Genomic DNA, 24,611 nt, shown 5'->3' with positions numbered 1-24,611 from the left:
GATGTAGCTGAACATCGCCCCCTGGAAGTCTTGACTGCCTCTCATCGTGCTCGTCTGCGTTGTTCTCGGTTGGCCTCAGATCGTACCGCCCGACGCGGGGGGTGGCGAGGGATTTTTCAACGGCCTGCTAAACCTTGCACGAAATACCGCGCTCGCTTTCAAACGACGTGTCGTGGTTTGCAAAAGCCTCGATGGCAGTCGCTGTGATTTGACAGCAAATTGGGCTAGTGGCTGGATCGTATTCTTCGACGACGACAACGACGGTGATTACGACGAAGGCGAGCTGATACAGTCGAGCATCACATGGTTCAACAGCGGTTGGACGATTCGCGTGAACTCGCCCTTGGAAAACTACGTATCGTATACCGGTAACGGACGAAGCCGGATGGCGAACGGCGCGTTCCAGGCGGGTACGTTTACACTGTGCCATCCGGAGTATCCTTCGCTGTCCCGGCAGCTCGTCATCAACCACCAGGGCCGCGCTCGATTGGTCGTCCCTAACTCGGTTGGCTGTTGACCGGTGCCTGCTATCCCCGACTTTGGCTTCCTATCGTCGCATGCTCAAGTTCGCCACCTGGAACGTCAACTCCCTATCCGTGCGCCTGCCCCATGTGGTGGACTGGCTGGCAGCCCACCCGGTGGATGTGCTCGCGCTGCAGGAGCTCAAACTGCCCGATGACAAATTCCCCTTGGCGGCGCTGGCGCAGGCGGGCTATGGGGCGGCGTGGTTGGGGCAAAAAACCTACAACGGCGTGGCGCTGCTGGTGCGCGCGCCCGGCACGCTGGCCGATGTGCAGCGCAACATCCCGGGCTTCGAGGACGATCAGGCGCGCGTGATCGCAGCCACGGTGCAGCCGGCTGCCGGTGGCGCGCCGCTGCGCGTCGTAGGGGCGTACTTTCCCAACGGGCAGGCGCCGGGCAGCGACAAATTTGCCTACAAGATGCGCTGGCTGCAGGCGCTGCGCGGCTGGATCGCGCAGGAGCTGCAGCGCCACCCCCGTCTGGTGCTGATGGGGGACTTCAACATCACGGTGGACGACGCGGATGTCTGGGACCCGGTGGGCTTGCGCGAAACCATCCACTGCACGAGCGAGGAGCGCGCGCAGCTGCAAGCGCTCATGGCGCTGGGGCTGCACGACGCCTTTCGGTTGTTTCCCCAGCCACCGCAAAGTTTTACCTGGTGGGATTACCGGCAGCTTGCCTTCCCCAAAAACCGCGGGCTGCGCATCGACCACATTTGGATCAGCGACGCGCTCAGGCCGCTGGCGCAGGCGTGCACGATAGACCGCGCGCCGCGCAAGTGGCCGCAGCCCAGCGACCACGCCCCGGTGGTGCTGACGCTGGCCGACGGTTGATGCCCCGGCCCCGCGGGCCGCGGCACGGGGGGCGGGTCATTCCAGCCCCAGCTCCTGGATTTTGCGCGTGAGGGTGTTGCGGCCGATGCCTAGGCGTTGTGCTGCCTCGATGCGGCGGCCGTGCGTGGCTTGCAGGGCGGCTTGGATCAGGCGCGCTTCCACCCGGCGCATCAGTGCATCCCACACGTCGGCGCGGCCTTGGGCCAACAGGGTGCCGGCCTCGGCTTGCAGGGCGGCCTCCCACGGCGAGGGTGTGCTGCCGGCCGGCGCGGTGGCTGCCAAGACGGCCGAGCGCGCGCCCGCTGGCGGCAGCGGTGGGGCCGTGTCACTGGGCGGTGCAGGCGGCGGGGCCGCCGGTGGCTCACCTGCCGTCGCCTGCGCCAGCGGGGTTGGCGGCGCGGCGTTGAGGGCACCCAACACCTCCGGCGGCAGGTCTTTGGCCTCGATCACCTGCGCCGGGGCCATCACGGTCAGCCAGTGGCACAGGTTTTCGAGCTGGCGCACGTTGCCCGGGAAGTCAAACGCAACGAGCGCCTGCAGCGCGGCATCGGACAGGCGTTTGGGCTCGACTTCGAGCTGGCGGGCGCTTTGCTGCAAAAAAAACCGCGCCAGCAGCGCAATATCCTCGCGCCGCTCGCGCAGCGGCGGCAGGCGCAAGCGGATGACGTTGAGGCGGTGGTAGAGGTCTTCGCGAAAGACGCCCTCACGCACGCGCTGCTCCAGGTTCTGGTGCGTGGCGGCAATCACGCGCACATGGGCTTTGAGGGGGCTGTGCCCGCCCACGCGGTAGTAGTGTCCGTCCGACAGCACGCGCAGCAGCCGCGTTTGCAGCTCGAAGGGCATGTCGCCGATTTCGTCCAAAAACAGCGTGCCGCCCTCGGCCTGTTCAAAACGACCGCGGCGCAGCGTCTGCGCCCCGGTGAAAGCGCCGCGCTCGTGCCCAAACAGTTCCGACTCCAACAAATCCTTGGGGATGGCCGCGGTGTTGATGGCCACAAACGGGCCCTTGGCGCGCGGCGAGTGTTTGTGCAGCGCGCGCGCCACCAGTTCCTTGCCGGTGCCGGATTCGCCGGTGATGAGCACCGTGACGTGGCTGTGGCTGAGCCGCCCGATGGCACGGAACACGTCCTGCATGGCGGGGGCCTGCCCCAGGATTTCGGGCGTGGCGCTCAGGGTGTCGTGGGCCACCTCCTCGCGCTGGCTTTCGGCCACGGCGCGGCGGATCAGCTCCACCGCCTTGGTCAGGTCGAAGGGCTTGGGCAGGTACTCGAACGCCCCGCCCTGGAACGCCGCCACCGCGCTGTCGAGGTCCGAGTACGCGGTCATGATGATGACGGGCAGCGCGGGGTGCTGGCGCTTGACCTGGGCCAGCAGTTCCAGCCCGGAGCCACCCGGCATGCGGATGTCACTGACCAGCACCTGCGGCCCCTCATCGGCGCCGTCGGCCAAGGCGTCCGGCACGGCCTTGGGGCTGTCGAAGCTGCGCGTGGGCAGGTCCTCGCGCGCCAGCGCCTTTTCCAGCACGAAGCGGATGGAGGGGTCGTCGTCGGCGATCCAGATCGGTTTCATGCGGGCACTTCCTGCTCGCCCCACCGCGCCGCCGGGTCATGGCAACGGGATGAGGATCTTGAAATCGGTGTGTCCCGGCCGGCTGTCGCACTCGATCAACCCCTGGTGCTGCTGCACGAAGGTTTGCGCCAACGTCAGCCCCAAACCGGAGCCGCCGTCGCGCCCCGACACCAGCGGGTAGAAGATGCGGTCCTTGATTTCCTCGGGCACGCCGGGACCGTTGTCGATGACATGCAATTCCAGTGCCAGGCGAAAGCGCCGTTTGCCGAAGGTGACCTGCCGCTGCACACGGGTGCGCAAGGTGATGCGGGCATCGCCCGCCGCGATGCGGTCTTTGAGGGCATGGGCGGCGTTGTGCGCGAGGTTGAGCACCGCCTGGATCAGCGCCTCGCGGTCGCCGCGGAATTCGGGGATCGAGGTGTCGTAGTCGCGCACCACCGCCAGGCCGCGCGGAAACTCGGCCAGGATGATGGCACGCACGCGCTCGCAGACCTCGTGGATGTTGACGTCGGCCACGACGGGGGCGCGCCGGTGCGGGGCCAGCAGGCGGTCCACCAACGCCTGCAGGCGGTCGGCCTCGTGCACGATGACTTCGGTGTACTCCACCAGGTCGTCGCGGTCGGCCAGCTCCATCTGCAGCAGTTGGGCGGCGCCGCGGATGCCGCCCAGGGGGTTTTTGATCTCGTGCGCCAGGTTGCGGATGAGCTCTTTGTTGGCCTGGGCCTGCTCGAGCAGGCGTTCCTCACGCTCTTGGCGGGTCTGCTGCTCCAGCGGCAGCATTTCGATGACGCGCTGATCGGGCGCCTCGGTGGCGGCGATCACGAGGTGCACCGGCAGCGGCTCGCGCAGCATGCGCTTGAGGTGGGTGTCGTAGCGGATGACCGCGTACTCATGCCCGCGCACGCCGGCCAGCGCATGTTGCAGCAGCTCGGGCTGGGTCACCCAATCGGCCAGCGCCACACCGGCCAGGTGGCGCCGCGACAGGCCCACGGCGTCTTCCAGCGCGTGGTTGGCGTAGCGGATATGGCCACGGTCGTCGGTGACCGCCACCAGCGTGGCCAGGAGGTCGAGCGCCGTCAGGCGCGCGTCCTGCCCTGCCGTGTGCACCTGCCGTGCGCCCATGGCGCCTCAACGCCCGCCGTCCAGGCGCGCGATCTCGCGCCGGATGGCGGCGACGTCGGCTTCGGCCCGCTCGACGCGGGTGCGCAGCTCCTCGACGCGGGCCTGGTAGCGCGGGCTGTCGGTGCGCTCCTGCGCCAGGCGCGGCGGCTTGCCATCCGCGTAGTCGGCGCGCGCCTGGGCCAGGCGTTCTTCCGCGCGGCGCAGCTCCTGCTCCAGGATGCGGCGCGCCTCGGCGTCGCGCTGGCGCTGCTGCTCGGGGTCCACCCGCTCGGCCGCCGAGCGCGCCCCACCCGATGCGCCGCCGGTTGCCCCGTTTGACGCGCCGTTGGGCGCGGCCGCAGCGCCCTGGCCGCCGCCTGCGGAGGCCCCCGCGGCAGGGCGGGTGCCTTCGACGATGGTCAGGTTGCCCCCCTGCACCTCGCGGCAGCCGCGCGCTGCGGGGTTGGGCCCGGGGGTGTTGGTGTACTCATTGCCACAGCGCCAAATGGCGCTGCCCTGCGCCCAGGCTGGCAGCAGCACCGCCAACGCCCACACCACGGCCACCCACCGGCCGGCCACCCTCATCCGAACCCACCCAGGATTGCACGCCATGCGAATCGTCATCCCCAATGCGACACCACAGTATCGTTCAAAACGGGCGGGGGCGGCACACGGCCGCCCCCGATTGCGATGGCAGCGGCCGCCGGATGCCCGCGGCCGGCATGCCTTATAGGCTGAAGTACATGTCGTACTCGGTCGGCGTCACCTCGACGCGGGCGCGCGTGACCTCTTGCATCTTGAGCTCGATGTAGGCGTCGATCATCGAGTCGGTGAAGACGCCGCCCTTGGTCAGGAACGCGCGGTCCTTGTCCAGGTAGTCCAGCGCCTGGTCCAGGCTGTGACAGACGGTGGGCACCAGCTTGTCCTCTTCCGGCGGCAGGTGGTAGAGGTCTTTGGTCGCCGCCTCACCCGGGTGGATTTTGTTTTCCACGCCGTCCAGGCCCGCCATCAGCAGCGCGGCAAAGCACAGGTAGGGGTTGGCCATGGGATCGGGGAAGCGGGCCTCGACGCGGCGCGCCTTGGGGTTGGCCACGTACGGGATGCGGATCGAGGCCGAGCGGTTTTTGGCCGAGTAGGCCAGCTTGACCGGCGCTTCGAAGTGCGGCACCAGGCGCTTGTAGCTGTTGGTGGTGGGGTTGGTGATGGCGTTGAGCGCGCGCGCGTGCTTGATGATGCCGCCGATGTAGTACAGCGCAAAGTCGCTCAGGCCCGCGTAGCCGTCACCGGCGAACAGGTTCTTGCCGTCTTTCCACACCGACTGGTGCACGTGCATGCCGCTGCCGTTGTCGCCGTGGTAGGGCTTGGGCATGAAGGTGGCCGTCTTGCCGTAGCTGTTGGCCACATTCCAAATGACGTATTTGAGCACTTGCGTCCAGTCGGCACGCTCCACGAGCGTGCTGAACTTGGTGCCGATTTCGCACTGGCCGGCGCCCGCCACCTCGTGGTGGAACACCTCCACCGGAATGCCAAGGTTTTCGAGGATGAGCACCATTTCGGCGCGCATGTCATGCGTGCTGTCCACCGGCGGGACGGGGAAGTAGCCGCCCTTGGTGCGCGGGCGGTGGCCGCGGTTGCCGTTGTCGAACTTGGTCCCGGTGTTCCAGGGCGCTTCGTACTCGTCGATTTCGTAGAAGCAGTTGCCCGGGTTGGTGCTCCAGCGCACGCCGTCGAACAGGAAGAACTCCGGCTCGGGACCGAAGTAGGCGGTGTCGCCCAGGCCCGAGGCTTTCAGGTAGGCCTCGGCGCGCTTGGCAATGGAGCGCGGGTCGCGGTCGTAGGCCTTGCCATCGCTGGGTTCGATGACGTCGCACTGCAAAAACAGCGTGGTCTCTTCGAAGAACGGGTCGATGTTGGCGGTGTTGGGGTCGGGCATGAGCAGCATGTCGGACGCCTCGATGCCCTTCCAGCCCGCGATGGACGAGCCGTCGAACGCGTGGCCCGAGGTGAATTTGTCCTCGCTGAAGGCGGAAATCGGCACGGTCACGTGCTGCTCTTTGCCACGGGTGTCGGTGAAGCGAAAGTCGACGAACTTGACGTCGTTTTCTTTCACCATGTTCATCACGTCGGCGACGGTCTTGGCCATCAGTGTGCTCCTAGAGGGTTCGGGACAGGAAAAACAGGTCGGTTACAAGAAAGCAGTTTCTGTGCCAGATGGGTGCGCGGGATGGGCAGACCCCAACAAGGGCACCCGACGGCGCGGGACTGGCGTTGATTGCACTTTTTTGGTGCGCGATGCACCAACGTTGCGCACACCATCACCGCACCAATTCGGGGCCCAGTCGCACGGGCATCGTGCGCAAGGCGCTGAGCATCGCATCATACGCCGCGGCGGCCACGGCTTCTTCGCCCTTGACGCCCAGCTCGATGTGTCGCCCGTATTCCGGGTGGTCCACGCTGGGCAGGCTAAAGACTTTGACGCCAGGGTAGTCGGCCTCGATGCGCTCCATCAAGGGGGTTAGCGTCGCCTCGATGCCGCCCAGGACGATGACCGAACGCTCGCGCTGGCGGGACTGCCCGAAATGAGCGTGGTAGTGGGTGTCGAGCACCCACTCGATCATGGGCCAGGCCATGACCGGAAACCCCGGCACAAAATGCACCGTTGCGCCCCCCGGGCCGTCGCACGAAAACCCCGGAATGCGGTTGTAGGGGTTGGGAATGAGGCGTGCGCCGCGGGGAAAGACGCCCATGTTGAGGCGGTGCACGTTGTCGGGACGGTCGGGCTCGAACGGCACCCCCTGCTCCGCCGCGAGGTCGCGCATGCGCTGCTCGATCAGGGCCTTGGCCTCGAGGTGCAGCACCGCCTCCACGCCCAGTGCGGCAGCGGCTGCCTGCCGGGTGTGGTCGTCGGGGGTGGCGCCAATCCCGCCCGTGGCAAACACCACGTCACGGCCGGCAAACGCCTGCCGCAGCACCTCGGTGATGGCGGCGCGGTCATCGCCCACGTAGCGGGCCCAGTCCAGACGCAGGCCACGCGCGCCCAGCAACGCAATGACTTTGGCGAGGTGTTTGTCCTGACGCTTGCCGGAGAGGATTTCGTCGCCGATGACGATGAGGCCAAAGCGCAGCGGGGTAGCGGTTGGGGTGCGGTCGTTCATGATGACGAGGTAGGGGGCAACGGACGTGCCTGGACGTCCACGACGCCGTCGTCGCCCACCACGTACGGCGGCGGGGACGGTGGCGCTGCAGGCGCAGCGTCCGCCCGCCGCAGCTCGTCCAGCGCCTGCAGCAGGTAGTGCGCGTACCACAGCGAGGCAAAAGCGAACACCAGCGCATAGACCCAGATGGCCAACGGCACCAGCAGCGGCGCCAGGGCGATGAACATGGCCCCCGACGCCCACAGCACGCTGGGCGCGGCGCTGATGAGACCTGCCACCACTCCCATGACCAACAGGGGCACGCGGTGGCGCGCCAGCAGCGTGCGGCGCTCCTCGGCCGAGGCGTGCTCGGCCAGGGCGTCGTAGGAAAACACACGGTACGTCAACCAGCCCCAGATCAGAGGGGGCAGCACGAGCACCAGCGGCGGGATGAGCCACAGCGGCAGCGACACCACCAGCATCAGCAGCGCCAGCACGGTGGACCACACCGACCACGCGATGCTGCCAAGCAGCCCGCCGCCACGACGCCGCTGCAGGTCCGGGAAGCGCCGCTGGGCCACCAGCTCGACCATCGCCGGCGTCATGAAAAAGGCCACCAACAACAGCGCCAGCACGACGATGACCGGCGTGGCCATGACCAGCACCAGCAGGGGCGCCACCACGGCGCGCAGGGCGCCCAGGCCAACGCTGTCGAGCCAGCCCAGCACGAACTCGACCAGCGACCAGCTCTCCAGCCAGGCCAGCACGGCGTCCACCGCCTGGTCCCAAAACCAATAACCCAGCGCAAACGCCCCCACCACCATGAGGATCAGCGGCAGCAGCGACAGCGCAATCACCCGCGGATGCAGGCAATACGCAACCGAGCGCCAAAACGAGCCGAGCAGCACACGCATGTCGCAAGCATAACCGCCTCGGCCGCCGCGGCGCGCTACCATGGGCCGCATGGACGCTTCTCATCGTTTGGCTGTGGGTATCGGTGAGCCCATCGAAGCGGCGCTGGCACCGCCCATGCGCGTCGTCGTGCACGGCGTTGGGCTGGAGGCACAGGCCCTGCAGCCCGCACCCGCCACGGACCGTGCGCCACTGATCTTTTTGCACGAAGGGCTGGGGTCGGTGGCCATGTGGCGCCAGCGCGGCCGCCATTGGCCCGCGGCGCTGTGCGCGCGCACGGGACGCACGGGCTGGATGTATTCGCGGCGCGGCTACGGTGCGTCCGACCCCATCCCCGATGTGCGCGGGCGCGGCCGCCATGGGCCCGACTACATGCACCGCGAAGCGTTCGAGACCTTGCCCGCGCTGCTGACCGCGCTGGGCGTGCAGCGGCCGCCGGTGCTGGTGGGCCATTCCGACGGGGCCACGATCGCGCTGCTCTACGCCAGCCGCCACGCGGTGGCGGCCTGTGTGGCCATGGCGCCGCACGTGTTCGTGGAGCGGGTGGCGTTGCAGGCCATCGCCGCCGCGCGTGATGCCTACCCCAACGGCCTCCGCGAGCGCTTGGCGCGCTACCACACGGACGTGGACAGCGCCTTTTGGCAGTGGAACGATGTGTGGCTCTCGAGCGCCTTTGCCGCGTTCGACATCCGCGCCGACTGCCGCGGCATCCGCGCGCCGCTGCTGCTGGTGCAGGGCGAGCACGACGAATACGGCACCCTGGCCCAGCTCGACGCCATCCAAGCCGCCGCGCCGCACGCCCAGCGCCTGGTGCTGCCGGCGTGCGGCCACAGCCCCCACCGCGATCAACCCCAGGCGCTGCTGGAAGGCGTCAGCGCGTTTCTGGAGGCGGTGGCGTAGCGCCCGCTGCGCGCAGGGCGTCCACCTCCTCGGGGTCCAGCCAGCGCCACTGGCCGGGGGCCAAGGTGGGCGGCAGCACGACCGGCCCGATGGCGCTGCGGTGCAGGGCCTCGACCCGGTTGCCTGCCGCTGCCACCATGCGCTTGACCTGGTGGTAGCGCCCCTCGGTCAGCGTCAGCCGCAGGCGCTGGCCGTCCAGGCGCTCCACCGCCGCCGGCGTCACGGGGCGGGGATCGTCATGCAGCACCACACCCGCGCGCAGCCGCTCGATCAGGGCCTCGCTGACCGGGTGGCGGCAGGTCACCTCATACACCTTGGGGACATGGTGGCGTGGCGACGTCAAGCGGTGGACGAACGCGCCGTCATCCGACAGCAGCAGCAACCCGGTCGTGTCCTGATCGAGCCGGCCAATCGGCTGCACCCCGGCAGACGCCCCGCCCGGGCGCTGGCGCAGCGGCGCCGGCAACAGCGTGTGCACGCCCGGCCAGGCCGAGGGCCGGCGCGAGCACTCGTAGCCGGCCGGCTTGTGCAGCATCAGGTAGGCGCGCGGCTGGTACACCCAGCGTTGCCCCTCGACCCAAAACGGCATGCCAGGGCGCAGCGCAGCGGCCGGCACGGCCGCGTCGGCATCGGCCACCGGCTGGCGCGCCTCGCCCGCCTGCACCCGCCCGTGCGCGATCAGCGCGCGACAGGCACGGCGCGTGCCAAAGCCCTGTGTGTAGAGCACATCTTCCCAGCGCATGCAACGAAGCATAGCGCCCGTGCGTCAAAATGCGGGTGTTGCCTGCCATCGTGCCATGAAAGACCGCCTGCAATCCCTGTTGCCCAGCCGCGAACGGCTGCACGCCATGCGCTGGCTGCGCTGGCTGACGCCGTACCTGCACCACCCGCGCCTGTGGCATCTCAACCGCCGCGGGCTGGCGCTGGGCTTGGCGTTGGGGGTGTTTTTTGGGCTGCTGATCCCGGTGGCGCAAATCCCGGCGTCGGCCACGCTGGCCGTGCTGTTGCGCGCCAACCTGCCGGCCGCGGTTGCCAGCACGCTGGTAACCAACCCGGTCACCTTTGGACCGGTGTACTTTGGGGCCTACAAACTGGGGGCATGGGTGCTGCAAGCGCCGGCCAGCGATAAGGAGGCGCAAGCGGTGCAGGCGATGACCGCCAGCGCCGCGCCCGAAGCGCCCCCCCAGGACGCCGAGCGCTCGACGTGGGACTGGCTGGCCGACACCTGGGACTGGATGACCGATGTTGGCAAGCCGCTGGTGGTGGGGCTGCTCATCGTCGCGACACTGGCTGGGGTGCTGGTGTATGGGGCGGTCCATGCCCTGTGGGTGCTCAAGGTGCGGCGGGCCCGGCAGCGCCGGCGGCGTCAGCGCGCCGGGCGCTCAGGCCCGGCGGCGCGCACCGCCGACTGACGGCACCCACGGCAGGCGCCCGGTTGGCCGCCCCACCGCCGCGGCGGCGGCACCGCGGTGCTTCAGGCCTGGGCGGCCTGCTTCCAAGCCTCCAGGGCGGCTGCCGCGTCACCGCGTTGTTCCGCCAGTTCGGCCAGGGCGCACCAGGCACGGCGGCGCAATTCACGCTCGTCGAGTGCGCGCGCGGCCTGCTGCAACAGCGTTTGCGCCTTGCCCCACAGACCGCGGCCGCGGTAGGCTTGTCCCGCCAGATATTGCAGACCCACATCGCCCGGCGCGCGCTGCTGGGCGTCTTCCAGCCGTGCCAGCCATGCCCCCTCGAGCCGTGGCAGCCAGGGCTCGACCAGGGCGACGGCGCGCAAACGGTCGGCGGGCCCGAGTTCGGCATAGCCATTCCATGCGGCGCGGATGGCCTCGCCGACCACCGGCGGCAACGCCCCATCGCGCTGAAGCTGCCCTTGCGCCACCAGGCGCTCGGCCTGCGCAAGCAGGGCCAGCGCGCGCGCGGGGTCGCGGCGTTCCCGCGCGGTCGCGCTGTGCCAGATCGCGCTGAGCGCCTGCTCGTCACGCGCGTCGCGCAGCGCCTCGATCCACAGGCCGCGCAGCACGGTGCGCATGGCCTCGGGCGAGAAAGCGCGGTGCTTGGCCAGCAAACGCGCCATGTCCAGCGCCGCGCGGCTGTCGCGGCGCAGTTGCGCCAGGCGCAGGCGCAGCCGCACCGCCTGGATGCGGCGCGCCGCACCTTGCGGCAATTCGCCCAGCCAGCGCGCCGCCTGCTCGGCGTCGCGGGCCTCGAGGGCCCATTCGGCCGCGCGCAGCAAGGCGCCCTCGCGCGCCTCGGGGGCGCCGGCGGCGCGCGCCGGATCGACGGCTGCGGCCAGCCAGGCGTCGCGCTGTTCGCGCTGCCCCAGCTGCTGGGCGCTCTCGGCTGCCGTCAGGTGCGCCAACACCCACAGCGCATCGGCCTGCGGCAGCGATTGCCGGTCGGTGTTCTGCAGGCGGGCGATGGCCTCGCGCGCCGCCGACTGCGCGCGCACGAAGCGCCCACCGAGCTGGTGCGCCCAGGCCTGCAACACCAGGCCCACCGTGGCACGCTCGTGCTGCAGCGCGCGCCAGCGGCTGGCGCGGCGCGGCAGCTCGCGCAAAGCGGCAATGCCACGCAACGCCAAGTGCCCCACCACAAAGGCTGCCACCGCCACGAGCAGCACCAGATTGAGCGACACATCGACCCGCCAGGGCGGCCAAAACACCGATACCGTGGCCGGGTTGTTGCCCATGAACAACGCCGCCACGACCGCCAGCGCAGCCACGAAGAGCAGCCCAAACACCCCTTTCACGGCTGTGCCCCCGATGCGCAGCGCGCCTGGCGTGCGTGCACCGCCATCCTAGCGCCCCCCGGCTGCCGCGGCCAGCGCCGCCAGCGTCTCATCCGGCCGGGGCAGCGTCTCTTGCCGCAAATCGCGCTGCAGGGCCTGCAGCATGTCCAGCGTGCGCGCCATCGACGGGGCATCGACGTCGAAATACCGCCGCAGGTGACGCTCGACCGCGCGCACATCGGCGCGGGCGCTGTCGAACTGACGCGCCAGCACGCCCAGGCGGGCGTTGAGCAGCATCAGGCGCACGTTCTCGCGCAAAAAATACGCCTGCTCGGGCGCGAGCAAAACCGCCTCGGGCTGGTCGATGCGGCGCAGCCGCACCAAGTCGCGCGTGGCGGCGGACAGCCGCGCCCAGCCCAGGTCGACCCAGCGCTGCAGCGTCGCCGACACGCGCGCCCACAGCGTGTCGGCCGTGCCCGCGGCGGGCGCCGCATCCTCGCTGGCCGGCGCCGCGGCCTGAGGGGGGCCGCCGCCGTCATCCACGGGCGTGTCCAAGGGGGTGGCGCGCGGGTGCCGGGTTTCGGCGCGCGGCGGGCCGGCACGCAAGGGCCATTCGTCCACGGTACGCGCCAGCTCGTCGAGCCGCGCCACCAGCGCCGGCACATCCACCAGGGTGGCAGCGCGGATGCGGTCCAGATCGCGCGCGATGGCGCGCTGCACCGGGTTGAGGCGCGGCTGCGCGGCGCGGGCGATGCGCTGCTCGGCCCCCTGCAACGCCGTGACCATCGGCTGGATGCTGCCCGTGAGCTGGCTTTGCTGGATGGCCAGGCGCAGCGCGGCCTCCAAATCCTGCACCAAGGCGTCGTCGCGCGAACGCGACACGGACAGCATCAGCTCCTCGAGCTGGCTGCGCTGCAACGACACCTCGGAGAGTTTGAGCTCTGCCACGCCCAGCCGCGCCTGCAACTCGGCCACCGTGGCCTGCGCCTGCTCGGCCAACACCCGGGTGGCGGCCAGCTCGGCCTGCGCATCGGTGGTGCGGCGTGCCAGCTCTTCTTGCGTGCGCGCCAGGCGCTGCCAGAGCACCCCGGTCCCCGCCACAGCCACCGCAGCCAGCGCCACCGCCGCCCCGGCCAGCAGGCGCAGGCCCGTGCCGGCACTCGGCGCGGGCGCGGGTGCGGGGGAAGGCGGGGTGTCGGTGGGTTGGGCGTCGCTCACGCCATCGATTCTAGGGCCTGCACGACATCGGCCAGCGTCGGGCGGCATGTTGCCACGTGGCCAAAGCCCAACGCGCGCGCCGCCTCGGCGATGCGCGGGTGGGTGGCCAGCGCGCGCGCCCGCGCCCACGGCGCGTCGGGCACCCGATCGCGCAGGTGGCCGATGGCTTCGCTGCTGCTGAAGAGCCACACGGCCCCCGACCCCAGCATGTCGCGCACCTGGGCTTGGCGTGCCGCGTCCCACACCGGGGGCTGGCGACGGTAGGCGACGAGCGTGCGCACCGTGGCGCCGGCGGCGCGGCAGCGCTGCAGCAGCCAGTCACGGCCCCCGTGGCCATCGGCCGACATCCCGCGCACGATCAGCAGCCGCCAACCCGCACGCACCTGGGGCGCCACGACCGGCCACAGCGCCTCGGAGTCGTGCTGGGGCGCGTCGGCGGGCGGCTGGTCAACGGCGGCAGGGGCGACGCCCCAGTCGCTCAAGGCACGGGCCGTGCCCGCACCCGGCGCCCAGCAGCGCACCGCCGGCCCGGGCGCGGGCACCCCGGCCTGCCGCAACGCCGCGACCGCCGCCGGGCTCACGAACATCGCGGCGTCGACCGCGGCCCAGCCGGCCACCGCCGCGCGCAACACGGCCGGCTCGGCAGCGGGCGCGACCTCGATCAACGGCAGCGGCAGCACCGGCCAGCCGGCCGCGCGCAGCCCGTCCACCCAGGGGCCGGCCTGGTCCGCCGGCCGGGTCACGACGACCGTGGGCCGCACCGGATGCACCACCGCCACGGCCTACCCGGCCCGGTCGGGCAGCGGATCGTCGGATGGCGCGGGCGCGATACGGGCGCCCTGGTGGATCAGGGCCTGTGCGGCGCGCTGCCCCAAGGCTTGCGCCTGCGCCACATCGGCCACATCGGCCTCGACCGTGGTGCGCAGCAAGGGTTGCGCGCCCTCGGCATCCCCCCAGGCGGCTTCCAGCCGCAGCCGGCCCGCGTGCGCTGCCTGGGCCGGCGGCGTGCCCACCCAGGTGGCGTGGGCCGCCAGCGGCACCGAGCAACTGCCCCCCAGCGCGCGCGACACCGCGCGCTCCGCCGCCACCGCCAGCCAGGTGGGCCAGTGCGCCAAGGGGGCCAGCGCCGCGGCCAGCGCCGGTCGGCCCGTGGGGATTTCGATGCCCAAGGCCCCCTGCCCCGCCGCGGGCAGCATCTCCGATGGCTCGAACACGCGCCGGATGCGCGCGTGCAGACCCAAACGCCGCAGGCCGGCCGCGGCCAGCACGATGGCCTGGTACTGGCCTTCGTCGAGCTTGCGCAGCCGTGTGTCCAGGTTGCCGCGCAGCGGCTCGATGCGCACATCGTCACGCCCCAGGCGGGCCAGCGCCGCGCGCAACAGCACCACGCGGCGCAGGCTGGAGGTGCCAATGACCGCGCCGGCGGGCAGCTCCTCGAGCCCCGCAGCATGGGGCGACACCCACGCGTCGCGCGGGTCCTCGCGCGCCATCACGCAGGCCAGCACAAAGCCCTCCGGCAGCTCCATCGGCACATCCTTGAGGGAGTGCACCGCCAAGTCGGCCCGGCCCTCGGCCATGGCGACTTCGAGCTCCTTGACGAACAGACCTTTGCCGCCGACCTTGGACAAGGCCCGGTCCAGTATTTGATCGCCGCGCGTGGTCATGCCCAGCAGGGTCACGCGGTGGCCCTGCGCTTGCAGGGCGGCGCGAACGTGCTCGGCTTGCCACAGGGCCAGACGGCTCTCGCGGGTGGCAATCGTCAAATCAAGGGCGGGCGGACGTGCAACCGATGGCCCAGCGGCCATCGCCTCGGTGGTGGGATCGGACATGCCGGGGATGCTAGCACGCCGTGCGCTCGCCCAGCAGCGCCTCACGTACGCTGGGCAGTTGGCGGCGCGAAACCTGCAAGCGCTCCGGCACCCCGTCCAGGCGCACCACCCAGCCATCGAACGGCTCGCCGGCCTGGTCGCCGCTGCGTTCGTGCACGCGCTCGAGCGCGCGCACCCGCTCGCGCGCCACCAGCGCGTTGCGGTGGATGCGCAGCCAGCGCTCCGGCTGGGTGCGCTCGAATTCGTGCAACGAACCGTCGTAGATGTAGCTGCGCTCGCGCGTGCGCACGGTCAGGTATTTGAGCTCGGCCTTGAGGTAGATGACCTCCTCGATCGGCACCCGTTCGGTGCGGCCCCGGTCATGGATCACGAGGCACGGGCCGACACCGGCGCCCGACGTGGGTACCCCGGTGGCGGCGCCGTTGCCCGCACCAGCTGGTGCCGGGGTGGCTGCCGCGCGCCAGCGCAACGCTTTGTCCAGCGCCTGGCGCAGCCGCTCTTGGCGCACGGGCTTGGTCAGGTAGTCCACCGCGTCGAGCTCGAAGGCGCGCAAGGCGTGCTCGGCGTGCGCGGTGACGAATATCACGGCCGGCGCCTGCCGCTGCCCGTGCAGCAGCGCCGCCAAGCCCAACCCATCCATACCGGGCATGTGCACGTCCAGCAACACCACGTCCCAGGGCTCGCTGATCAGGCGCGCGTAAGCGCTGCGCGCATCCGCGGCCTCGCCGACCTCCAGCGCCGGGTCCAGCCGGCCCAGCACATTGCGCAAGCGCTCTCGCGCCAGGGCTTCGTCGTCCACCACCAGCACCCGCGTGACCATCGTGCTACCCCCGCCAGGACCGTGCGCCGCCCCCGGTAGAATCGTTGCTCCCCGTTTTTATACCGTTTTCCGTCGGCACCGGCCAGAGGCCGGTCGCGCACGGCCACTGCAGACCATGTCGCACAACCAGCTCGATGCCAAATCCCAGGCCTGGTCGGCCCTGTTCACCGAACCCATGAGTGAGCTGGTGCAGCGCTACACCGCCAGCGTTTTCTTCGACCGGCGGCTGTGGAAGGCCGACATCCAGGGCTCGCTGGCGCACGCCGAGATGCTGGCCGCACAGGGCATCATCAGCGCCCAGGATTGGGCCGACATCCAGCGCGGCCTGCAGCAGATCGCGCAGGAAATCGAAGCCGGCACCTTCGAGTGGAAGCTGGCGCTGGAGGACGTGCACCTCAACATCGAAGCGCGCCTGACGCAGCTGGTGGGCGACGCGGGCAAGCGGCTGCACACCGGCCGTAGCCGCAACGACCAGGTGGCCACCGACGTGCGCCTTTGGCTGCGCGACGAAATCGACGGCCTGATCGCCCTGCTGCGCGAGCTGCAAGCGGCGCTGGTGGACGTGGCGGCGCAGCACGTGGACACGATTTTGCCGGGCTTTACCCACCTGCAGGTGGCCCAGCCGGTGAGCTTTGCGCACCACCTGCTGGCCTACGTGGAGATGTTTGCGCGTGACGAGGAGCGGCTGCGCGACGTGCGCCGGCGTACCAACCGGCTGCCGCTGGGCGCAGCCGCGTTGGCCGGCACCACCTACCCGCTGGACCGCGCGCGCGTGGCCCGCACGCTGGGCATGGTGGACGAGCGCGGCGAGCCGCAGCTGTGCCTCAACAGCCTGGATGCGGTCAGCGACCGCGACTTTGCGATCGAATTCTCCGGCGCGGCCGCGCTCATCATGGTGCACATCAGCCGCCTGAGCGAAGAGCTGATCCTGTGGATGAGCCAGAACTTTGGCTTCATCCGCATCGCCGACCGCTTCACCACCGGCAGCTCGATCATGCCGCAGAAGAAAAACCCCGACGTGCCCGAGCTGGCGCGTGGCAAGACCGGGCGCGTGGTGGGCCATTTGGTGGGGTTGCTCACCCTCATGAAAGGCCAGCCGCTGGCCTACAACAAAGACAACCAGGAGGACAAGGAGCCGCTGTTCGACACCGTGGACACGCTGCGCGACACCCTGCGCATCTTCGTGGACATGATCGGCGGCGAGCGCGACGCCACCACCGGGCAGCGCAGTGGCGGCATCACGGTCAACCGTGCCGCGATGGAGGCCGCGGCCCGCAAGGGCTTTGCCACCGCCACCGACCTGGCCGACTACCTGGTGCGCAAGGGGGTGCCCTTCCGCGACGCGCACGAGACCGTGGCCGCGGCCGTGCGCGCGGCCAGCGAGCAAGGCGTTGATCTGAGCGAGTTGCCGCTGGCGGCGCTGCAGCGCTTTCACCCCGCCATCGGGGAGGATGTTTACGCCGTGCTCACGCTGCCAGGCAGCGTGGCGGCGCGTCGCACCGTGGGCGGCACCGCGCCCACGCAGGTGCAGCAGCAAATCGAACGCCACCGCGCCCGCTTGGCCTAAACGCGGGGCCCGGGGGGCGGCGCAGCGGGCGGCAGCGCAACCACCACCCGGTTGCGCCCGCCTCGCTTGGCCTCGTACAACGCGGCGTCGGCCCGGGCCAGCAGCGTCTCCCAGCCGGCATCGCGCGGATCGAGCAGGGCTACCCCAGCGCTGACGGTCAACACGACGCTGTGGCCGTGGTGTTGCAGCCGCTGCTGCTCGGCCACCGCGCGCACCCGCTCGGCCGCTTGCCGGGCAGCAGCCACATCGCAGCGCGGCATCAAGGCCACGAACTCCTCGCCGCCCAGACGGGCGATCGCATCAACCTGGCGCAATTCCGCCGCCAACACGCGGCCAAAACCGGCCAGCACCATATCCCCCACCGCGTGCCCGTGGCTGTCGTTGATGGCCTTGAAATGGTCGAGGTCGAACATGATGAGCGCCAGCGGCTCGCCATAGCGGTGGGCGCGCAACACCTCGGCCTGCGCCTGCTCGGTGAACGCGCGGCGCGTGGCCAGACCCGTGAGCAAGTCCACGCGGACCAGCCGCTCGGCCTCGTCTTTTTGGCGTCGCAGCTCCTGGGTTGCGTCCTGCACGCGCTGCTCGAGCTGGGCCTGGTGGCTGGCCACCGCATCGGCCATCGCGTTCACGCCTTCCCCGAGGGGCTCCAAAATCCCGCGCCGCCGCGGCTGCGCGCGCGCCGTCAGGTCGCCCTGGCCAATGCGCAGCACCACATCGCTGATGTGCGCCAGGGGCTGCGTCACACTGGCGGCGATGCGGTAGGCCAGCACCGCCGCCACCGCCAGCGCCAACACGGCCAGGGCCAGCGCCCAGCCCCAGAAGGCGCGCCGGTCACGCTGCAATCCGCTCAGATCCAGCCGCAGCACCACATGTCCCAACGGGGCGCCGGCCGCGACAGCGGCCTCGCCAACAGGGCCGAACCAGTCGTCGCCGGTGACCATGTGCTGGCGCACCGGAGCCACCACGACGATGTCGTCCGCGCCTACCGTCACCAGATCGTGATCGGTGAGCATCGCCGGCGTGATACGCACCAGCCCGGATAGCCCGCGCAGACGCTGATCGGGCCCGTACAGGGCCACACCCAGCAACTGCGCATCGCTGGCGCGGGTGGCTTCGACCAGGCGTTCCATGGCCTCGCGGTTGTCGGCAAAAAGGGCAAACGCCGACGATGCCGCCAACTGGTGCGCGCTGGCCACGGCGCGCTGCTGCCAGGCCGCCGTGACATCGCGCCGGTGACGCTCGACCAACCCCAGCGCCAGCACGAGCAGCACGAGCAGGGCCGGCAGGGCGGCCGCCCACCACAAACGCCAGGCGATGCGCCGGTTTTGCTGCGCCAAGTTCATGCGCGCCCCTCCAGTCCGCTGCGTTGGCGCAGGGTGGCTTCCAGCTCGGCAGCCGTGGGCAGCGCGATGTCCAACGAACGCGCCACCGCGTCGTTGACCATCACCTGAAAGTCCCGCGCCGCCACCAGTGCCGGCAGCGCCTGCCCGCGCAGCGCGGCACGCGCCACCTCGCCCATTTGACGCCCCGCCTGCGCGGGCGTCACCGCCAGCGCCAGCACCGCCCCGGCCCGCGCGTGCGCGGGGGCATAGCTGACCACGGGAACCCGGCGCCGGTAGGACGCGATCAGAATGTTTTGCAGCGACGCCGGCGTGTACACCATCGGGTCCGGGGTGGCCAGCAGCACGTCCGCCGATTCGAGCACCCGGCGCAGCGCCGGCACCAGACCGTCTTCGCCCACAGTCTCCAGCACCAGCTGGCGGTCGGCCCTGACCGCCCAGCGCCGCAAGGCCTCCAGCCAACCTGCCGGGGGTTGCCCCACCAGCACACCGATGCGGCGCCGCTGCGGCATGGCCAGCCGTATCAACTCCCCGTACCGCGCCGCCGGTTGCTCGAGCACCAGCGCGCCGACCAGAGGGGTGCCGGGCGGTACTTCCGTCTGCACCGCATGGCTGGGCACGAGGCCGGCCAGGATCGGCACCCGCTCCAGCGGCGCATCACGCCCGCGCCGTGCCAGCGCGCCGCGCAACGCCGCCACGCCCAGCGCGATGACGAGACGGGGTGGAACGTCGCCAGCGCCCGCCCCCACATGGGGCCATAGGCCCACATGCACCTCGGCAACGGGTGCCAGCACTTCGCGCAGGGCGCCGGCCGCCTCCTCGTTGGCGGCGCCGGTATCCGATTGGGCCACCCAGACGGCACTCGCAGCGGCGCGCGCGGGCACCGGCGCCCAACCGGCACACGCCGCCAGCAGCAGCGCGCGCCGCGCCACCCCAAGCCGTGCCATCGCGCCGCTCACCCGCCCCTCACTGCGACAAGCGCCACGTCACGAACACCCGCCGATCGAGCACCCGTTCGGGAATGAAGGCTGGCTGCGCGCCGCCCACCGATTGGACCGTGAATGCGAGCTCTGAGGTCGTGGGCCCGTCACGCCAGGTGCGCGCCAGCCGCGCATCCAGGCGCAGGCGGCCAGGCAGCGAATGCCGGCCCGGCTGGCGCCAGCTCATGCGACTTTGGGCTGCGGCCAGCACGGCCAGGTCCCACTGCGCGCCCACGCGCTGCCACCACCCGCCGGTCAGCATCCGGCGCGGCGGCTGGCGCAAGTAGTTGGCGTCAATCCACTCCGCGTCCGTCCACGTCTGGCCCAGCCACAGGCGGGTATCGCGGCGCGGATGCCAGCGCAGTTGATACTCCAGCGAACGCATGGCAAAACCGCCGCGGTTGATGAAATCGCGCCGCTGGCTGCCCGGCACCCGGATTTCCTCGATATAGTCGCGCAGGCGCTCACGCGCCAGCCGCACGTCCAGCGTGAGCTGCCGGGCCGGCCATTGGCCCAGGTAGCCCAGCTCTTGCACCAACAGCCGCTCGGGCTCGATGGTGCCGCTGGAGACGACAGTGGCAATCTCGTACGGCGGGGTCGGGAAACGGTAGCGGACGTTGGCTGCCAGATCGAACAGCGACGGGTCGCGCGCGGCGCGCGTGACGCCGGCACGCAGCGTGTGGTGGTCGCCCAGCCGGTAGTTGACCATCAGGCGCGGCCAGGCACCGGTGCCCACACGACTGTCGTGGGTCGCGTACAACCCCGCATTGAGCAGCCAGCGCGGCGACCACGCCCACTCGGCGGTGCCGAACACGCGCCAGCGCTGTGCCGAGATCACCGCTTCGGTATCGAACAGCGGCCGAGAGCGGATGCGGTCATCGCTCCAACCCAAACCCCATACCGTGCGCAGTCCCTCGCCCCACTGCCGCTGGTGCTGCAGCTCCAGGGCCAGCCGCTGCTCCCGCGCGCCGAAGTCCACCACCACCGGGGGGATCGGCGCGTAGTCAAAGCGGTCGTCGGTATCGATGCGGTCCCAGCTGAGCATCGCCTGAACCGCGTCGCTGGCCGAGACCTCCACCCGCAGCTGGGCCTGGCCGTAGAGGTTGCGGTAGCGCATCGTGCGCGGGGCATCACCCACGTTGCCGGCGTAGCCCATCCCCAGGGCCAAATCACTCACCCCGGCCCGCCATGACCATTCCCACCCGGGTGCCGCGACGCCGTCGGCCCGCCAGTGCAGCTGGGCCACGCGCCGGTCGTCGTTGACACCCGAGCCAGGGCGGTAGCCCTCGTCCCCGCGCCGGTGCACCGTCAACCGGTGCTGGCTGGCCCCGTGCTCCCACGCCAGCCCGGCGGTGACATCGCGGATGCCATCGTTGCCAACGCTGATCGCCACGCGCCGCCGCTCGACATCCGCGGGGTGGCGCGTAATGACGTTGATGACGCCAAAGAGCGCATTGGCACCATACGCGGCCGAGTTGGTGCCGCGAAAAACCTCGATGCGCTCGATGTCATCGAGCGCGACCGTCATGAGCGCGCGCGTCGTTCCGTTCGCATAGCCGCTGTTGTAGAGCGAGCGGCCATCGACCAACACCAGGTTGCGCTGCCCGTATTCGTCGAGCGGCATGTGGTAGGCGGCCGTGATGTTGGCGCCGTTGAATCCCCCCACCAGATAGCCAGGCACCAGGCGCAGCAAGTCAGTCATATCGCGCGCGCCGCTGCGTTGGATGATGTCGCGGTCGATCACCGTGACCGAGCCGGGCACATGCTCCAGCGGCTGCGCCAGCCGCGTGACGGTCAGCACCTCGGGCACGGGCGCAAAATAATCGGCCTCGGTCCACGCGCCATCTGCCGCCGCCGTCCCTGCGCTGCCGGTTGCCAGCATCAGCCATGCGATGCGCCCGATGCGCGCGATGCGCCATTTCGCGACCCGCGACCGCCGCTGCGCGCCCCCGCCCGGGGACGCGACTGCTGCCCAACGCTCCATGAGATGCCCCTTCGGACGCCGCCGCCCGCGTACACCCGATGGTAGCAAGCTCGCGGCGCAGCGGGCGCCGGGGCATGGTTGCGCCCGTCAGACCGCGGCCGGCTCGGCGCATAACGCCCGGTCCGCGGCGCCCGCCTGCGCGGCGGGTTGGACCAGGCGGCGGTAGAACGTGGGCAGCGCAAACAGCGCGTGGTGCACGTCGGCGTTGTAGTACTGCAGGTCCGGCAGCGCGTCCACACGTTGCGCCAGCGTGGCCGCGTCGAGGGCGCGCGGCTGCAGCCGGTCGGACGCCACGGCAAAGCCCCAGTACGCCCCGTACAGCGGCACGTACAGGCCAAACGGGTGCACCTGCGCGAACACGGCGCGCAAGGCTGCGGTGATGCGCTGCACCTGCTGCGGCTCGAACACCGGGGTGCCGGTGTGCAGCACCACCGCGCCGCCCGGCTGCAGGATGCGCCGCAGCGAGCGGAAAAACGCCTCGGTGTAGAGCGACCCTGCGGGCGTTTCGGGGTCGGTCAGGTCGAGCAAAATCAGGTCAAAGCGCTCATCCGTATCGGCCACGTAGGCCAGCCCGTCGCCAATGCGCACCTGCAGCCGCGGGTCGTCGAACACCCCGCGGTGCACCGCGCGCAAATGTTCCTTGGCGATGGCCACCACCTCGCCGTCGAGCTCGGCCATGACGACGCGCTCGACGCTGCGGTGCTTGAGCACCTCTTCGGCCGCGCCGCCGTCGCCCCCGCCGATGATGAGCACCTGCCGCGGGGCGCCATGCGCCACCGCCGCCGGGTGCACCAGGCACTCGTGGTAGTAGAACTCCTCGCCTTCCGAGGTCATGAAATGCCCGTCGATGCGCATGGCCAGCCCAAAGCGCGGCGTGCGCAACAGCTCGATGGTCTGGTACGGACTGCGCCGCGCCAGCACGCGCTCGCTGGCGGTGAAGCCGTACACCGCATCGCCGGCGTCGTTGAGCGCCTCGAGGATGGTCTCGACCGGCGGGCGCTGCTCGCTGCCGCGCTGCAGGCGGTGGATTTCGCTGCGTCCGGGCTCGAAGGCCGCCACGATCTCGCGCAGCAAGGCCTCGGCCTTGGACGAATTGTCGGTGGTGAAGTTGCACACGTACACGTCGAGCGTGACGGCGCGCCGCTCGGGCCACGTGTGCACCGCCAGGTGCGACTCGGCCAGCAGCAACATGCCGGTCACCCCGCCCGGCTGCCCGTTGTAGGGCGGAAACGGGTACCACTTTTCATCGACCAGGGTCAGCCCGACCCCCACCGTGTGACGCCGGCACAGCTCGGCCAACACCGCCGCATCGGTCATCAGACCGTCGGCCCCTCGGCAGTCGTACAGATCAGCCGTCAGATGAAGCCCTTGCATGGCTCGATCCCCCATCCAATCGTGTTGCACCACCAGACCGATGCGGCCTGGACGAAACTTTTGATTATAACCCCTGCGCCACCATGGTTAGGCAAAACCCGCCACAAGCAAAAACCGGCCCATCGGGGCCGGCTGGGGGTTGGCATGTCCGCACGCAGCGCGCCCCACCCGACGGGGTCGCGCCGCCTCGCGTCAGCGGAAGCGCGATTGCGGCTTGGTGGCCAGCTCGCCGGGGACGGTGGCCAGGTAGTTGGCCAGCTGCTTGAGCTCGGCGTTGGAAAACTGCTTGACGATGCCGCCCATGATGGGGTTGCCACGGCCAATGTAGGGGTTGCCCTCGACGCCGTACGACTTGAGCGCCACGTACAGATAGTCGGCGTGCTGGCCGGCGATCTTGGGGTAGCTGGGATCGATGGGCTTGCTGAAGTTGGCACCGTGGCAAGACGTGCAGGCGCCCTTTTCCAGCAAGGCGGCCACCGCTGCCGGGGCGGCCTTGGGCTGCTCGGGCGCGGTCACGCCGGCGTTGTGGCCGCTGTAGAACGCGGCGAGGTCGGCAATGTCCTGATCGGACAGCGAGCCGGCAATGCCGCGCATCGTCGGGTGTTTGCGCTCGCCTTTGCGGTAGGCTTGCAAAGCGGCGGCGATGTAGCTCGCCGACTGGCCGGAGATCATCGGCACCTTGTGGATCTCCGGAAAGGCATTCTGGTAGCCTGGGATGCCGTGGCAGCCGATGCACATGGCGGCCTTGGACTCACCGGCTTTGACGTCCCCCGCGGCGGTCTGGGCGTGGGCGGCCAGCGCACCCAACATGGTCGCGCTTGCGACAACGGTTTTCAACAAAGAAGTCATCGTTTGGTTCATGTTGCAAGCACAATCGGAGGGACGTTTGACAAAAATCAACGCGCGATTATATAGACTCGATCGACCGCCCCACCCCCAGGAAAACACCATGCGATTCACCGGTTCCGCCACCTATGTCGCCACCCCCGACCTGCTGCTGGCCGTCAACGCGGCCATCCGTCTGCAGCGGCCGCTGCTGCTCAAGGGCGAACCGGGCACGGGCAAAACCATGCTGGCCGAGGAGGTGGCGCGCGCGCTGGACATGCCGCTGCTGCAATGGCACATCAAGTCCACCACCAAGGCGCAGCAAGGCCTGTACGAGTACGACGCGGTCAGCCGCCTGCGCGACAGCCAGCTCGGCGACGACCGGGTCAAGGACATCCGCAACTACATCGTCAAGGGCGTGCTGTGGGAGGCGTTTGCCGCCGAACGCCCGGTGGCGCTGCTCATCGACGAAATCGACAAGGCCGACATCGAGTTCCCCAACGACCTGCTGCGCGAGCTCGACCGCATGGAATTCCACTGCTACGAGACGCGCGAGACCATCCGCGCGCGCCACCGGCCGCTGGTGTTCATCACCTCCAACAACGAAAAGGAACTGCCCGACGCCTTCTTGCGCCGCTGCTTCTTCCACTACATCAAGTTCCCCGAGCCGGCCACGATGAAGCAGATCGTGGACGTGCACTTCCCCGGCCTCAAGGACGAGCTGGTCGCCGCGGCGATGCGGACCTTCTTTGACATTCGGCAACTGCCCGGGCTGAAGAAAAAACCCTCGACCTCGGAGCTGCTGGACTGGCTCAAGCTGCTGGCGGCCGAAGACATCGCCCCGAGCGCGCTGCAGGGTGCCGACGGCAAGCTGACGGTGCCGCCGCTGGTGGGCGCGCTGCTCAAAAACGAGCAGGACCTGGTGCTGTTCGAAAAACTCGTCTTCATGAACCAGCGCAACCGTTGACACCCTCC

General features: G+C 70.1%; 23 protein-coding genes. 6 read left to right on the top strand and 17 right to left on the bottom strand.

Annotated elements, in window-relative coordinates:
* Window positions 1-46: 46 nt before the first annotated feature.
* Together Tther_RS07790 and xth are read left to right on the top strand one after the other, a co-directional pair.
* The gene (locus Tther_RS07790) at window positions 47-517 is read left to right on the top strand and encodes a GspH/FimT family protein (protein WP_185975036.1); all 471 of its coding nucleotides are present in this window, start codon (window positions 47-49) and stop codon (window positions 515-517) included.
* A 40-nt stretch (window positions 518-557) separates the two neighbouring features.
* Window positions 558-1,355, top strand: coding sequence for an exodeoxyribonuclease III (gene xth / locus Tther_RS07785; RefSeq protein ID WP_143902591.1), 798 nt, complete (start codon window positions 558-560; stop codon window positions 1,353-1,355).
* A 36-nt stretch (window positions 1,356-1,391) separates the two neighbouring features.
* Here the strand turns inward: xth and ntrC are convergent, their stop codons facing one another.
* From ntrC to Tther_RS07755, 6 genes are all read right to left on the bottom strand, one after another.
* The gene (ntrC, locus tag Tther_RS07780) at window positions 1,392-2,924 is read right to left on the bottom strand and encodes a nitrogen regulation protein NR(I) (protein ID WP_143902589.1); all 1,533 of its coding nucleotides are present in this window, start codon (window positions 2,922-2,924) and stop codon (window positions 1,392-1,394) included.
* Window positions 2,925-2,960: 36 nt separating this feature from the next.
* The gene (gene glnL, locus Tther_RS07775; RefSeq protein ID WP_143902587.1) at window positions 2,961-4,046 is read right to left on the bottom strand and encodes a nitrogen regulation protein NR(II); all 1,086 of its coding nucleotides are present in this window, start codon (window positions 4,044-4,046) and stop codon (window positions 2,961-2,963) included.
* Window positions 4,047-4,052: 6 nt separating this feature from the next.
* Entirely contained in the window at window positions 4,053-4,610 is a 558-nt protein-coding gene (locus Tther_RS07770; RefSeq protein WP_143902585.1) for a hypothetical protein, read from the bottom strand.
* 142 nt (window positions 4,611-4,752) lie between these two features.
* The gene (glnA, locus tag Tther_RS07765; protein ID WP_143902583.1) at window positions 4,753-6,168 is read right to left on the bottom strand and encodes a type I glutamate--ammonia ligase; all 1,416 of its coding nucleotides are present in this window, start codon (window positions 6,166-6,168) and stop codon (window positions 4,753-4,755) included.
* A 172-nt stretch (window positions 6,169-6,340) separates the two neighbouring features.
* A complete protein-coding gene (locus Tther_RS07760; protein ID WP_143902581.1) occupies window positions 6,341-7,180 on the bottom strand; it encodes a competence/damage-inducible protein A in 840 nt (279 codons plus the stop codon).
* Window positions 7,177-8,073 (bottom strand): EI24 domain-containing protein, encoded by an 897-nt coding sequence (locus tag Tther_RS07755; RefSeq protein ID WP_143902579.1) that lies wholly within the window; start codon window positions 8,071-8,073, stop codon window positions 7,177-7,179. The genes Tther_RS07760 and Tther_RS07755 overlap by 4 nt, the downstream gene beginning before the upstream one ends.
* Window positions 8,074-8,122: 49 nt before the next feature.
* Between Tther_RS07755 and Tther_RS07750 the strand changes: the two genes are divergently transcribed.
* The gene (locus Tther_RS07750; RefSeq protein WP_246098956.1) at window positions 8,123-8,971 is read left to right on the top strand and encodes an alpha/beta fold hydrolase; all 849 of its coding nucleotides are present in this window, start codon (window positions 8,123-8,125) and stop codon (window positions 8,969-8,971) included.
* On the opposite strand, the gene Tther_RS07745 is transcribed toward Tther_RS07750, so the two are convergent.
* Window positions 8,943-9,713 carry a 16S rRNA pseudouridine(516) synthase gene (locus Tther_RS07745; RefSeq protein WP_143902577.1) on the bottom strand — a complete coding sequence of 257 codons (771 nt, stop codon included), beginning with the start codon at window positions 9,711-9,713 and terminating at the stop codon, window positions 8,943-8,945. The two genes, Tther_RS07750 and Tther_RS07745, sit on opposite strands and share 29 nt — an antisense overlap.
* Window positions 9,714-9,768: 55 nt before the next feature.
* Here Tther_RS07745 and Tther_RS07740 point away from each other — a divergent pair, with 55 nt between their 5' ends.
* A complete protein-coding gene (locus tag Tther_RS07740) occupies window positions 9,769-10,383 on the top strand; it encodes a DUF2062 domain-containing protein (protein ID WP_143902575.1) in 615 nt (204 codons plus the stop codon).
* A gap of 62 nt (window positions 10,384-10,445) precedes the next feature.
* On the opposite strand, the gene Tther_RS07735 is transcribed toward Tther_RS07740, so the two are convergent.
* From Tther_RS07735 to Tther_RS07715, 5 genes are read right to left on the bottom strand one after another with little or no spacing between them, the layout of a single operon-like run.
* Window positions 10,446-11,720 carry a heme biosynthesis HemY N-terminal domain-containing protein gene (locus tag Tther_RS07735; RefSeq protein WP_143902573.1) on the bottom strand — a complete coding sequence of 425 codons (1,275 nt, stop codon included), beginning with the start codon at window positions 11,718-11,720 and terminating at the stop codon, window positions 10,446-10,448.
* 48 nt (window positions 11,721-11,768) lie between these two features.
* Window positions 11,769-12,917: a uroporphyrinogen-III C-methyltransferase gene (locus Tther_RS07730; RefSeq protein WP_246098955.1), complete on the bottom strand. Its 1,149-nt coding sequence runs from the start codon at window positions 12,915-12,917 to the stop codon at window positions 11,769-11,771.
* Window positions 12,914-13,696, bottom strand: a complete 783-nt coding sequence (locus tag Tther_RS07725) for a uroporphyrinogen-III synthase (protein WP_246098954.1) — start codon at window positions 13,694-13,696, stop codon at window positions 12,914-12,916. The genes Tther_RS07730 and Tther_RS07725 overlap by 4 nt, the downstream gene beginning before the upstream one ends.
* A 3-nt stretch (window positions 13,697-13,699) precedes the next feature.
* Window positions 13,700-14,746 (bottom strand): hydroxymethylbilane synthase, encoded by a 1,047-nt coding sequence (gene hemC / locus Tther_RS07720; protein WP_425472812.1) that lies wholly within the window; start codon window positions 14,744-14,746, stop codon window positions 13,700-13,702.
* A 10-nt stretch (window positions 14,747-14,756) separates the two neighbouring features.
* Window positions 14,757-15,566 carry a LytR/AlgR family response regulator transcription factor gene (locus tag Tther_RS07715; protein ID WP_143902569.1) on the bottom strand — a complete coding sequence of 270 codons (810 nt, stop codon included), beginning with the start codon at window positions 15,564-15,566 and terminating at the stop codon, window positions 14,757-14,759.
* A 115-nt stretch (window positions 15,567-15,681) separates the two neighbouring features.
* On the opposite strand from Tther_RS07715, the gene argH reads away from it, so the two are divergent.
* Window positions 15,682-17,133, top strand: a complete 1,452-nt coding sequence (gene argH, locus Tther_RS07710) for an argininosuccinate lyase (protein ID WP_143902567.1) — start codon at window positions 15,682-15,684, stop codon at window positions 17,131-17,133.
* On the opposite strand, the gene Tther_RS07705 is transcribed toward argH, so the two are convergent.
* The 5 genes from Tther_RS07705 to Tther_RS07685 all read right to left on the bottom strand — a co-directional run bounded on the left by Tther_RS07705 (window position 17,130) and on the right by Tther_RS07685 (window position 23,672).
* Entirely contained in the window at window positions 17,130-18,476 is a 1,347-nt protein-coding gene (locus tag Tther_RS07705; protein WP_143902565.1) for a GGDEF domain-containing protein, read from the bottom strand. The two genes, argH and Tther_RS07705, sit on opposite strands and share 4 nt — an antisense overlap.
* Window positions 18,473-19,420, bottom strand: coding sequence for an ABC transporter substrate-binding protein (locus Tther_RS07700; protein WP_185975035.1), 948 nt, complete (start codon window positions 19,418-19,420; stop codon window positions 18,473-18,475). The genes Tther_RS07705 and Tther_RS07700 overlap by 4 nt, the downstream gene beginning before the upstream one ends.
* 19 nt (window positions 19,421-19,439) lie before the next feature.
* Entirely contained in the window at window positions 19,440-21,335 is a 1,896-nt protein-coding gene (locus Tther_RS07695; protein WP_185975034.1) for a TonB-dependent receptor plug domain-containing protein, read from the bottom strand.
* Between the two features lie 189 nt (window positions 21,336-21,524).
* Window positions 21,525-22,811 carry a polyamine aminopropyltransferase gene (gene speE / locus Tther_RS07690; RefSeq protein ID WP_143902559.1) on the bottom strand — a complete coding sequence of 429 codons (1,287 nt, stop codon included), beginning with the start codon at window positions 22,809-22,811 and terminating at the stop codon, window positions 21,525-21,527.
* Window positions 22,812-23,003: 192 nt separating this feature from the next.
* Window positions 23,004-23,672: a c-type cytochrome gene (locus tag Tther_RS07685; protein WP_143902557.1), complete on the bottom strand. Its 669-nt coding sequence runs from the start codon at window positions 23,670-23,672 to the stop codon at window positions 23,004-23,006.
* A gap of 88 nt (window positions 23,673-23,760) precedes the next feature.
* On the opposite strand from Tther_RS07685, the gene Tther_RS07680 reads away from it, so the two are divergent.
* Entirely contained in the window at window positions 23,761-24,603 is an 843-nt protein-coding gene (locus tag Tther_RS07680) for an AAA family ATPase (protein WP_143902555.1), read from the top strand.
* Window positions 24,604-24,611 lie beyond the last annotated feature (8 nt).

It is taken from the genome of Tepidimonas thermarum, from assembly GCF_007556705.1.
Classification (GTDB): Bacteria; Pseudomonadota; Gammaproteobacteria; order Burkholderiales; family Burkholderiaceae_C; genus Tepidimonas; species Tepidimonas thermarum.
Note: the sequence above shows the minus strand (reverse complement) of the source record. Positions and strands in the feature narration are given on the sequence as shown.